13 protein-coding genes and 1 pseudogene are annotated in these 9,823 nt (G+C 69.2%); 7 read left to right on the top strand and 7 right to left on the bottom strand.

Going from position 1 to position 9,823, the window contains the following annotated elements:
• Positions 1 to 125: 125 nt before the first annotated feature.
• On the top strand, positions 126 to 497 hold the full coding sequence (locus NMK44_RS33935; protein ID WP_254750389.1) for a cupin domain-containing protein: 372 nt from the start codon (positions 126 to 128) through the stop codon (positions 495 to 497).
• Between the two features lie 96 nt (positions 498 to 593).
• Here NMK44_RS33935 and NMK44_RS33930 read toward each other — a convergent pair whose 3' ends face one another.
• Positions 594 to 1,076: a MarR family winged helix-turn-helix transcriptional regulator gene (locus NMK44_RS33930; RefSeq protein WP_254750387.1), complete on the bottom strand. Its 483-nt coding sequence runs from the start codon at positions 1,074 to 1,076 to the stop codon at positions 594 to 596.
• A gap of 115 nt (positions 1,077 to 1,191) precedes the next feature.
• Between NMK44_RS33930 and NMK44_RS42940 the strand changes: the two genes are divergently transcribed.
• The 4 genes from NMK44_RS42940 (at position 1,192) to NMK44_RS33905 (ending at position 5,320) form a co-directional block, all read left to right on the top strand.
• Complete coding sequence (locus NMK44_RS42940; protein WP_428849368.1) at positions 1,192 to 2,220, top strand: DoxX family protein; 1,029 nt, start codon at positions 1,192 to 1,194, stop codon at positions 2,218 to 2,220.
• Between the two features lie 240 nt (positions 2,221 to 2,460).
• Complete coding sequence (locus tag NMK44_RS33915; protein WP_308358676.1) at positions 2,461 to 3,348, top strand: alpha/beta fold hydrolase; 888 nt, start codon at positions 2,461 to 2,463, stop codon at positions 3,346 to 3,348.
• Positions 3,349 to 3,425: 77 nt separating this feature from the next.
• Positions 3,426 to 4,292, top strand: a complete 867-nt coding sequence (locus NMK44_RS33910; protein ID WP_254750381.1) for a helix-turn-helix transcriptional regulator — start codon at positions 3,426 to 3,428, stop codon at positions 4,290 to 4,292.
• 44 nt (positions 4,293 to 4,336) lie between these two features.
• Positions 4,337 to 5,320 (top strand): quinone oxidoreductase family protein, encoded by a 984-nt coding sequence (locus tag NMK44_RS33905; protein ID WP_254750379.1) that lies wholly within the window; start codon positions 4,337 to 4,339, stop codon positions 5,318 to 5,320.
• A gap of 92 nt (positions 5,321 to 5,412) precedes the next feature.
• On the opposite strand, the pseudogene NMK44_RS33900 reads toward NMK44_RS33905, so the two are convergent.
• Positions 5,413 to 5,741 (bottom strand): annotated as a pseudogene (locus tag NMK44_RS33900) (GNAT family N-acetyltransferase).
• A 213-nt stretch (positions 5,742 to 5,954) separates the two neighbouring features.
• Here NMK44_RS33900 and NMK44_RS33895 point away from each other — a divergent pair.
• Positions 5,955 to 6,314 (top strand): hypothetical protein, encoded by a 360-nt coding sequence (locus NMK44_RS33895; RefSeq protein ID WP_254750377.1) that lies wholly within the window; start codon positions 5,955 to 5,957, stop codon positions 6,312 to 6,314.
• A gap of 103 nt (positions 6,315 to 6,417) precedes the next feature.
• Here NMK44_RS33895 and NMK44_RS33890 read toward each other — a convergent pair whose 3' ends face one another.
• Both NMK44_RS33890 and NMK44_RS33885 read right to left on the bottom strand, forming a co-directional pair.
• The gene (locus tag NMK44_RS33890) at positions 6,418 to 7,260 is read right to left on the bottom strand and encodes a class I SAM-dependent methyltransferase (RefSeq protein WP_254750375.1); all 843 of its coding nucleotides are present in this window, start codon (positions 7,258 to 7,260) and stop codon (positions 6,418 to 6,420) included.
• 61 nt (positions 7,261 to 7,321) lie between these two features.
• Entirely contained in the window at positions 7,322 to 7,942 is a 621-nt protein-coding gene (locus NMK44_RS33885; RefSeq protein ID WP_254750373.1) for a TetR/AcrR family transcriptional regulator, read from the bottom strand.
• Between the two features lie 52 nt (positions 7,943 to 7,994).
• On the opposite strand from NMK44_RS33885, the gene NMK44_RS33880 reads away from it, so the two are divergent.
• On the top strand, positions 7,995 to 8,600 hold the full coding sequence (locus NMK44_RS33880; protein WP_254750516.1) for a GNAT family N-acetyltransferase: 606 nt from the start codon (positions 7,995 to 7,997) through the stop codon (positions 8,598 to 8,600).
• 56 nt (positions 8,601 to 8,656) lie between these two features.
• On the opposite strand, the gene NMK44_RS33875 is transcribed toward NMK44_RS33880, so the two are convergent.
• Genes NMK44_RS33875 through NMK44_RS33865 form a run of 3 tightly spaced genes read right to left on the bottom strand, consistent with a single transcriptional unit; the run spans position 8,657 to position 9,807 of the window.
• A complete protein-coding gene (locus NMK44_RS33875; RefSeq protein WP_254750371.1) occupies positions 8,657 to 9,217 on the bottom strand; it encodes a DUF1048 domain-containing protein in 561 nt (186 codons plus the stop codon).
• A complete protein-coding gene (locus NMK44_RS33870; protein WP_254750369.1) occupies positions 9,214 to 9,591 on the bottom strand; it encodes a PadR family transcriptional regulator in 378 nt (125 codons plus the stop codon). Before NMK44_RS33870 ends, NMK44_RS33875 begins: the two co-directional genes overlap by 4 nt.
• Positions 9,592 to 9,651: 60 nt before the next feature.
• Entirely contained in the window at positions 9,652 to 9,807 is a 156-nt protein-coding gene (locus NMK44_RS33865) for a hypothetical protein (protein WP_254750367.1), read from the bottom strand.
• Positions 9,808 to 9,823: the final 16 nt, after the last annotated feature.

The following is a 9,823-nucleotide window of genomic DNA, read 5'->3' as shown; positions in this document are numbered from 1 at the left end:
CCCCCCCGGCCCCCCCCCCCCCCCCCGCGCCCCCCCCCCCCCCCGCCCCCCCCCCCCCCCCCCCCCCCCCCCCCCCCCCCCCCCCCCCCCGCGGTGCGTTCGGGGCAACTGCTAGCGTCCGGACCGTGAACGACAGCGTGTACGTGGGCAACGCGGGCAAGGACGCGGCACTGGACCGAGGATGGATCCTCGGTCACTTCAAGGACGTCGGCGATCCACGTCACAGCGAGGTGGTGGAGATCAAATGGGGTGTCCACCCCCGTGGCGACCAGCGGGCGCAGTGGGTGCGGGGCGAGGAACGCACGGCTCTCCTGGTACTCATCAGCGGCCGCTTCCGCGTTGAACTGCCCGGCCGCGACGTTCTTCTGGAAGAGCAGGGTGACTACGTCGTGTGGGGGCACGGAGTCGATCACTCGTGGTTCGCGGAGGAAGAATCCGTGGTGCTGACCGTCCGGTGGCCGTCCGTGCCCGGCTACGCGGTGGATACGAACGCTTAGGAGCGTCGGCGGCTGGTCGCCGCACATCAAGGTGCCCCGCGGAGGCGTGGACGGACGACGACTGGCGGAGTCCGGCGATCCAGCGTCGCCGAGGCGTCAGTCCAGGCGACGGGTGTCGGTGGGGTCGACAGCCTGATTGACGCGATGGCCGATGGCGCGCAGGGCGCGCTGCTGGGTCTGGGTGAGCGGGTCGAGGACGAGGCGACGGACCTCCTCGACATGGCCCGGGGCGGTGGCGACGACTTTTTCCCAGCCCGCTTCGATGAGGATGGCCAGGGTGTAGCGGCCGTTGTCCGGGTCGGGGGCGCGGCGTACCCAGCCCTGCTTCTCCAGGCGCTTGACCACGTGGGACAGGCGAGAGAGCGAGCCATTGGTGAGGATCGCCAGGTCGCTCATGCGCATGGTGCGTTCGGCGGCCTCGGACAGGGTGGCGAGGACCTGGTACTCGAAGTGGCTGATCCCGGCGTCGCGCTGCAGCTGGGTGTCCAGCGCGTTCGACAGGTTGATCACCATGGCGGTCAGGGAGAGCCAGGTCTGCTTCTCCTCGGCGTTCAGCCAGCGGGGCTCATGCGTGTCCATGACCTCATCCTAACTTGATCCTTCAAGTCAAATCAATCCACCTCACTTGACGCTTCAAGTTCGTCGGGTTAGCTTCAGGCTTGAAGGTTCAAGTCAATGGATAAGGAATCCCCTGATGAACACCGCCCTGTGGATCATTTCTGGCGTCCTCGCGCTCCTGTTCGTGATGGCAGGGCTGATGAAGATCAGCCAGCCGCGCGAGAAGCTGGCCGCCTCCGGTATGGCCTGGGCCGAGGACTTCTCCCTGGGGTCGGTCAGGGCGATCGGCGCTGTCGAGGTGCTCGGCGCCCTGGGGCTGGTCCTGCCGGCCCGCGCTCGGCATCGCGCCGGCCCTGACGGCCTGGGCCGCCCTCGGGCTCGTGGTGACCATGCTGGGCGCCGCCGCGGTGCACCTGCGTCGGAAGGAGGCGAAGGCGCTCCCGGTCAATGCGGTGCTGATCCTTCTGGCCGCCGTTGTGGCCTGGGGCCGCTTCGGCCCCTACGCCTTCTAAGGCTCACCCCTCCTCGCCGAAATCTCGCAGACAAGGGAATCGAAATGATCGACCGTCGCAACGTCCTCCGAGGCACAGGTGCCGCCGCCCTGGGCGCTCTCGCCATCACCGCGGTGACCAGCGGAACCGACCTGGCAGCCGCGGCCACGGGTGACCGGGAACTGCTCGGCGACCCGGCCTCCACCCCACAGGCCGAGTCGCTCTGGCCGGCGGACCTCACTCGTACGGAACGCAAGCACCTTGAGGTCTTCGACGAGCTGGACTTCGCCGTCTACTCCGGTCAGCAGTGGGACCGGATCGGTGAGAGCCACGCACAGAACATCCGCGTCCACTGGCCCGACGGCCACTACACGGACGGCATCGACCGGCATATCGCTGATATGAAGGGCCAGTTCGTCTGGGCGCCGGACACGCGCATCACCGAGCACCCGATCCGCATCGCCAAGGAGAACCTGACCTCGGTGACCGGCGTCATGCAGGGCACCTTCACCCGTCCCATGCCGGACGGCAAAGGCGGCTTCATCCAGCCGACGGGCAAGAAGTTCTCCATCAACATGGCCACGGTCGGCATCTGGAACAAGCGCGCGGTGATGGAGGAGGAGTTCCTCTTCTGGGACAACCTGACCTTCCGCCAGCAGATCGGCCTCGCCTGACCCATGCGCGGCCCGACGATGCTGCCACCTCCCCTCGGGGCCACGCACAGGCGCGTGCGGCAGCATCGGGGTGGAGGTGCCGGGCTCGGCGTCGTGGGCGGGGGCGGAGTGGCGCAGCCGGCGCAGGACCCAGCCGCCACATGTCCGTTCGCCGTGCTGTACGAGAACAAGGCGGCGCCGAGGCCGAGCACACGCAATTGCCGCGCATCCGCGGCTCCCGGCACATAGTGTCGCCGCTGCGTGTCCGATGTGGCGAGTGAGGAAGGCCGAGGCGGCGTGGGGCTGGAAGAACCGGTTCGATGGACGAGGTCGGGGGTCAGGCTGCGGTGTGTTTCGCAGCGCGAGGGACGGTGGAACTGGCTGTTCGTCCCGGGTGGCCCCGGACTGGGATCGGAGTCCGTCCTGGGGCTGGCTCGTGCGGCCGGGGTCCCGGGCACGGTGTGGCTGGTGGACCTTCCGGGAGCCGGTTCCAACCGTGGTGTGCCACAGGTTCCCGCTCGCCCCTACGAGCGGTGGCCCGATGTGCTGGTCGAAGCGGCAGACGCACTGGACGAGGTGGTCATGGTCGGCCATTCCACCGGGGGGATGTTCATGCTGTCCGTTCCCGAACTGGGTGACCGGCTTGCCGGTATGGCTCTGGTCAGCAGCGCACCCCACGCCGGATGGCGCACGGCTTTCGGCCAATGGGCCGAGGTCCATCCCATCCCCGGTCTGGCGGAGGCGGCCGACGCCTACGGCCAGGATCCGGGTGACCGGACCCTGGGCGCGCTCACCCTCGCCGCCGCCGAGTGGAACTTCACCCCCGAGGGACTGGCCGCCGGCCGGGCCGTGCTGGCAGACCTCCCTTACTGCCATGACGCCGTGGCCTGGGCGGACGCGCACTTCGACGAGACCTACCAAGCCCGCTGGAGACCGCACAGCGGGCTTGCGACACTCATCCTCAGCGGCGCCGAGGACCACGTGGTCGACCAGCGCCTCTGGCAGGACGACCCCGCCTTCGACCAGCCCCACGTGCTGCGCCGCACGATCGAGCAAGCAGGCCATTTCCCGTGGATCGAGAATCCACGAGCGGTCCGTACGGCATTCGCGGACTTGACCTCGCTGCTCGACGGCAGCGGCAGCAGGTGACAGACATTCGCAGGCACACCGCCCGACTGCCAGCGCTCCTCGTGGTCATGCGAGAAAGGCCACTTATGGTTGGCCCCATGGCCAGTGCTCATTCGTCCCTGTCCCACGACGGCCGCCGCACCGAGTTGCGGGAGTTTCTGCGCAGCCGCCGCGCCCGGGTCTCGCCGGGTGATGTTCAGATGCCGGACAGCGGCCGGCGGCGCACGCCGGGGCTGCGGCGCGAGGAGGTCGCGGTGCTGGCCGGCGTCGGGGTGTCCTGGTACACGTGGCTGGAGCAGGGGCGCGATATCAAGGTGTCTGGGCAGGTCCTCGACGCGATCGCCCGGGTGCTGCTGTTGGGTTCCGCCGAGCGTGCCCATCTGTACCGGCTGGCCGGGCTGAACCCGCCACCGGCTCCCTCGGTGCCCTCCGTGGAACCCTCACCCGAGGTGCGGCGGTTGCTGGAAGCGTGGGCACCGCGGCCCGGCTATGTCCGTGACCGCCACTGGAACTTCACCGCGGTCAACGACGCGGCACGTGTGGTGTTCGGCTACCACGAGAATGACCACAACTGCCTGGTCTCCTTCTTCACCAACGCCCGCCAACGGGTATTGAACCAGCATTGGGCCGAGGCTGCGCCCGATGTGACCGCTGCCTTCCGGGCCGACGCGGCGCGTTACCCGGACGATCCGGAGTTCGGCCGTATCGCCGCCGATCTGGCCGCGGTCAGCCCTGAATTCGCCGAGCTGTGGGCGCGCCACGATGTGGCCGAGCACACCAGTGCGGTGAAGGCGATCGATCACCCCGACGCCGGGACGATGATCTTCGACGCCACACTGCTGCCCTTGCCCGAGCACCCCGGGCACCACCTCGTCCTGCACAATCCACGTCCCGGCACCGGCACCCAGCAGCGGCTGGAGTCCCTGCTGCGGCAGCACAGCCTGGTGGTGCCACACCCAGGATGAGCGGGCACTGCCCCCTGTGCGGCCATGCCCCCAGGATCGGGGGCATGAACAACAGCAGCCAGCAGATGAAGGCAGTGACCATCCCCGAGTTCGGCGGCGCCGAGGTCCTCCGCGTCGCCACCGTCCCTGTGCCTGAGCCCGGTCCGGGCCAGGTCGCCATCGACGTGGCGTACGCGGGCGCAAACTTCGCCGAGGTGCTCTACCGGCGTGGCGTGGTCGACGTACCGCTTCCCTTCGTTCCCGGTATCGAGGTGGCGGGGCGGATCCGGGCCGTCGGGGAAGGCGTCGAGGACGTGGCCGTCGGGCAGCCGGTGGCGGCGCTCTCGATCGTCGACAGCGGTGGTTACGCAGAGGTCGTGGTCACCTCGGCCGACCTGGTCGTGCCGCTGGATGCCTTCGTCATCGGGATGGACGTCGCCGCGGCACTGCCGTCCAACAGCACCACCGCGTTCCTCGTACTCGACCGGGTGGCCCGGGTCGAACCCGGGGAGCGTGTTCTCATCCATGCGGCGGCCGGCGGTGTGGGCAGCCAACTCGGCCAGGCCGCCCGTCTGCTGGGCGCGGACCGTGTGGTGGGCACCGTCGGCAGCGCGGCCAAGGTCGAGACCGCCAAGCGCTTCGGCTACGACGAGGTGATCACGCGGGACCGGATCGCCGACGCCGGTGAGTTCGACGTCGTGGTCGACGTGGTCGGCGGCCCGGCCCGCCGCGCCAGTCTGGAACGGCTGGCCCCGATGGGACGCCTGGTGGTGATGGGCAACGCCTCCGGCGCCGAGGACGTCGGTATCCCGGCCAATGAACTGTGGTTCACCAACAAGACCGTGTCCGGCTTCAACCTGGCCGCCTTCTCCGCCGCCTTCCCCAAGGAGACACGCCAGGCGCTGCGCCGTGCGGTGGCGGCCGCGGCGGCGGGGGATCTGCGGGTAGAGGTCGAAACCCTGCCGCTGGAGCAGGCCGCCGAGGCCCACCGTCGTATCGAGTCGGGCACGACCACAGGCAAGCTGGTGCTCAAGGTCGCGGGGGAGTGAGCATCGACCAGCCTTACTCATGCCGGGGTTGTCGGCTGTGGGGGACAGCCCCGGCCCCACCGGCATTCAGCCCTTGACCGCCGGGCGGCGGCTTAGCTCCTCGAGTCCCGTTTCCAGTCCTGGACGAGGAGCCCGAGGAGTATCTCGTCCAGGAACTCGCCCATCACCCAGGCCGAGGAGCGCAGCACACCCTCGCGGATGAAGCCGTTGCGCTCGGCGGAGCGCAGCATCGCGGCGTTGTCGGACAGTGTCTCGATCTGCAGTCGCTGCAGGCAGCGCACGACGAAACCGTAGTGGCACAGCACCGCGACCACGTTGGTGGCGAGTCCTTCGAACCGGGCGTGATCGGCCGCCACGGCCGGCCTTCGGGCCGTGCGGAGTTGTCCACGTCGTCGTAGAGCTCCGTCTGCAGGATCGGGATGTCTTCCTCGTGCCGGGCTCTGAGCCCGACCTCGTTGCCCTGAGCAAGCGGGTTTCCTGTCCGACCGCGGTCGTCGGCGGCAAACCGATAAGTGGTGGCCGCGGTCGGCGGTGCGTGAGGTCGTCTCGGGAGGGGTCCCGGCGGTGGCGGGTTAGAAATGCCGGGCGGGGATCCACCCCTTGGAAACCGGAGGTCCGACTGATGGATGTGTGCATGCGCCGACGAGCCGCGACGACTGCCGTGACGCTGACCATGGCGGGCTCATTGGCCCTCGGCCTGATGGCACCGGCGGTGTCCGCCGCCGGCCACGGGCCCTGCTACGACGGGCGGTGCAGGACCACCGTGTCGGCGCCCAAGACCATCAAGGTCAACAGCCGCACGTTCGGGTTCGGGAAGTTGAAGATCAAGCAGATCAGCTCCCGCTCCGTGAAGATGTCGGCCGTCACCACGGGCGGAGCCCACCTGAGCGGTAGCACCAGTCCGGGTGGCACCGTCATGTTCAACAACCTCAAGATCTGGGTGAAGTCGGTCTCCGGCCGTAAGGCCAAGATCCAACTGTCACCTATGTCCTGAGCCTGACGGCGAACCCCGGCGCGTCGGTCTCGCGTCGGGGTCCGCCGTTTCGCGATCGGCTAGCGCGACGCCACGTCCGTCTACCCGAGTGTTCCCCGCGTGCTCAACGGCCCCGACCGCAAGGCTGACGCAGCCGTGCGGTCGCGATGTAGATCTTGAACGCACAGGGGACGAGCCCCTCCGCCGTCGTGATGTCGCGCACCTCGGCGTAGAACGCCTCACGCAGCCGCTCCACGGTCGCCCCCTCGAGTGGGCCGAGATCATAAAGACCGGAGACGGCAGTCCATACCTGGTCCACCGGTCCACTCAGATCGATGGGGACGGTCTCCCAGTCCACCGCTCCGAAGCCCGCCGGCCCGAGAACCGCATCGAGCCCGTCGCGACTGCGTGCCCTTCGGTCGCCCAGCGCCGGTATGCGCTGCGAGGCGGGTACGTCCTCGATCGTGGCCCTCAGCAGCCCGAGGAACCGGTCGTAGGCCTCGCCGCCTGCGGCCCCGCCCCCCACCACGCAGGCCAGAACCCCTCCGGGGGACAACACCCGGGCGACCTCGGCCGCGACGCGTTCGATCTCACCCATCAGCATCAGCGCCATATGGGAGACGCAGGCGTCGAAGCTGTCGTCGGCGAAGGGGAGCGCCTGGGCCCTGCTCTCTTCCAGCCTCGCGCCGGAGAGTGCCGGTCGACGTCGTGCCAATGCCAGAGACTGCGGGGACAGGTCCACGCCCGCGAGCTGTCTTCCGTCCTCTCGGGTAAGAAGTTCGAGCAGTAGGCCGTCACCGCAGCCGAGGTCCAGTACGCGCTCGCTTCCGATGACCCGGTCGCACAGGAGCTCATAGCTGGACCGGCCGTCGGGAGCGCGGCCCTGGCCGAACGCTTCCGCGGTCACCGCTGGGTGCTCGGCGTGGAACGCCTGGAGGAAGGCTTCTTGCGATGCAGTGGTCGTCACCTGGCCAACCTACGGCGCGGATCACCACGCGCGATGTGCTTCGTACGGAAAAGAGCCGCTGTCACGGCCCGGGCGGAGTGCTCTGCGAGGGATCACCGTCGGTGGCCAGGGTGGCCAGGTAGTCGTCCAGGAGCTCGACCTGCCGCTCCGGCGGGAACGCCGCCGGGTCGAAAAGGGCCTGGACCACCAGGCCGAGAATGAAGGACTGAACACCGGCCGCGATATGCGCGGGGTCGCCAGGGCGCAGTTCGCCGAGCTCCTGGGCCGCGACGATCCGTTCGGTCAGCCTTTCGCGGCTCTGGGCGTACTTGCCGGCGTAGGCGGCGCTCAGGTCGGGGTGGGAGAGCGCCGCGTCCCAGGAGGACACCCAGATGCGGTTGCTGTCGGTGGCCTCGGGGGTCAGCGGCAGGATGTCCAGCAGCGCGTTCCTGAGGGCGTCCAGGCCGGTGGCGGTGTGGCGGCGGGGGCGGGCGATGGTGCGCTGTTCGAGCAGGTCGAGGGCGTATTCCACCAAGGAGTGCTTGGTGGGGAAGTAATGCGTGAGCAGGCCGGTGGTCGCGCCGAGTTCGGCGGCGACGGCGCGCAGGGTCAGACCGGTGAAGCCGCGGGTGGCCATGACCTGCCAGACCGCTTTGGACACGTCCCGTCGACGGGCCTCGTGGTCTCCCTTGGTGCGTGGCATGCTGCCACGGTACATTGCCGTAACGCTTGTTATGTGAATGAGGGAGGATCTGATGTTCTCGGTGCCGCTGTGTGACGGTGCTCGCCTGGCCGCCCTGGAGGTCTGGCACGCCGAGCAGTTCGCCGACCACCTGGCACGGTCGCGCGAGCACATTCGTCCATGGGTCGGGGCACGTTTCGTCACTGACGATGTGGAGGGGGCGCGGGCCACGCTCCAGCGGTACGCCGAACGCCAGGCCGCCGACGGTGCCCGGCTGTATGGCATCTGGCGCGGTGAGGTGCTGGTCGGCGGAGTGATGTTCACCGACTTCGACGCCGCCGCGGGCTCGTGTGAGATCGGGTGCTGGCTGGAGCCGTCAGCCGAGGGCCACGGTCTGGTCACACGAGCGTGTGGCGTGTTGTTGGACTGGGCGTTCGCTTCCCGGGGGCTGCACCGCGCCGAGTGGCATTGCCGCGCCGACAACGACCGCAGCTCGGCGGTGGCCAGACGGCTCGGGATGACGCTGGAGGGTGTGCGACGTGAGGCATGGCCCTACGAGGGCGTGCGTTACGACAAGCAGGTATGGGCGATCCTGGCTCCCGAATGGCGAGCCCGGGGCCGGTCCGTGACGGGCGACGGCCGGCCTGCCGCGGGTACGGGGCACGCGGGAGCCGCGTAGTCGGCACTGGTGGTTTCCGCGTGCCGGACGTCAGCCCCCGCCGTAACCGAACGGCCCTACGGCGTAGCGGTGGCTTTCCTGGCACGCGTATCGGCCACGGCGTACGGCACCCCTGGGAGGAGCATGGCGGCGGCCGCCCAGAGGGGGAGGGTGAACAACGCTCCTCCGGTGGCCAGCCAACCGGTGAGCAGGGCGGCGGAGAGGGTGGCGGCGAGCCCCGTGGCCAGGCTGCGGCCGAGGCTCAGGGTGCCGCGTCGCAGCTCCCAGGCGACCGAGACCACGATGAGGGCGACGCAGAAGGTCGGATCGTCGGCGCCCACGGCCAGCTCCGTGGTCCATCGCAGCAGGCAGCCGAAGAGCGCCAGCCAGCCGACGATGAAACAGGCCATGGACACCATGCGCAGTGCCCGGCGGGGAAAGGGCGCCCGGGCCCGTGCCCAGGACGCCGCGAAGGTCCTGACGTCGTCGCCGACCACATCGCGTGTGGTGCGTCCGGCCGCCGAGGCGTCCTCCAGGTGCGCGGAGAGCTCGTCGAGCATCTCCCGCACGGACGCGTCGTCGATACCCCGGTACTCCCAGTTGCTGCGGCAGACGGCGAGTATCCGCTCGTTGGTCATGGTGTGTCATCCCCCGTGGATGCGAAGTCGTCGAGGATCCGGCCCACTTGCCCGGCGAAGGCGTGCCACTCGTCCCGGCCGCGGGTGAGTTCGGCACGGCCGTCCTCGGTCAGTCGGTAGTACTTGCGCGGAGCGCCACCGCTGGCGGACGGGGCGCGGTAGGAGGAGATCAGCCCCGCCCGCTCCATCCGGGCCAACAGCGGATAGACACTGCCGTCGCTGATGAGCTCCAGCCCGCCGGCGGCGAGAGCCTGTGTGAACTCGAAGCCGTACCGGGGCCGTTCCGCGATCAGCGACAACAGGCACAGGTCCAGCACCCCACGCAGGAGCTGGCTTCGCCGCTGTTCGCCGGAGGAGGACAGCCCCATTGTCATGCGGTGCAAGATAGTCAGCCACTACCTTGCACCGCAAGGTAGTGGCTGGCACGGTGCACCCTACTGGCCGTTGTCGGCGTTGCTGTCGACGTGCTCCAGAGGGATGTCCGGAGGGTCCGGCGGTGGTGCGGGTGGTGCGGGGAACAGGAAGTCCTCGAAGGCATCCAGCGCGAACATCGTGAGAAGGAGCATGACCGGCACGAGCACAGCTATCACGACCACACTGCCTCCC

This window comes from Streptomyces cucumeris, assembly GCF_024295805.1.
Lineage (GTDB): Bacteria > Actinomycetota > Actinomycetes > Streptomycetales > Streptomycetaceae > Streptomyces > Streptomyces cucumeris.
This window is presented reverse-complemented; position numbering and strand designations above follow the sequence as displayed.

Bases quoted from the DNA above. Each gene is read 5' to 3' on its own strand.
- NMK44_RS42940 (WP_428849368.1), top strand. From the start codon at position 1,192: ATGAACACCGCCCTGTGGATCATTTCTGGCGTCCTCGCGCTCCTGTTC.
- NMK44_RS33880 (WP_254750516.1), top strand. From the start codon at position 7,995: ATGTTCTCGGTGCCGCTGTGTGACGGTGCTCGCCTGGCCGCCCTGGAG.
- NMK44_RS33875 (WP_254750371.1), bottom strand. From the start codon at position 9,217: ATGACCAACGAGCGGATACTCGCCGTCTGCCGCAGCAACTGGGAGTAC.
- NMK44_RS33905 (WP_254750379.1), top strand. From the start codon at position 4,337: ATGAACAACAGCAGCCAGCAGATGAAGGCAGTGACCATCCCCGAGTTC.
- NMK44_RS33885 (WP_254750373.1), bottom strand. From the start codon at position 7,942: ATGCCACGCACCAAGGGAGACCACGAGGCCCGTCGACGGGACGTGTCC.
- NMK44_RS33895 (WP_254750377.1), top strand. From the start codon at position 5,955: ATGCGCCGACGAGCCGCGACGACTGCCGTGACGCTGACCATGGCGGGC.
- NMK44_RS33930 (WP_254750387.1), bottom strand. From the start codon at position 1,076: ATGGACACGCATGAGCCCCGCTGGCTGAACGCCGAGGAGAAGCAGACC.
- NMK44_RS33910 (WP_254750381.1), top strand. From the start codon at position 3,426: ATGGCCAGTGCTCATTCGTCCCTGTCCCACGACGGCCGCCGCACCGAG.
- NMK44_RS33870 (WP_254750369.1), bottom strand. From the start codon at position 9,591: ATGACAATGGGGCTGTCCTCCTCCGGCGAACAGCGGCGAAGCCAGCTC.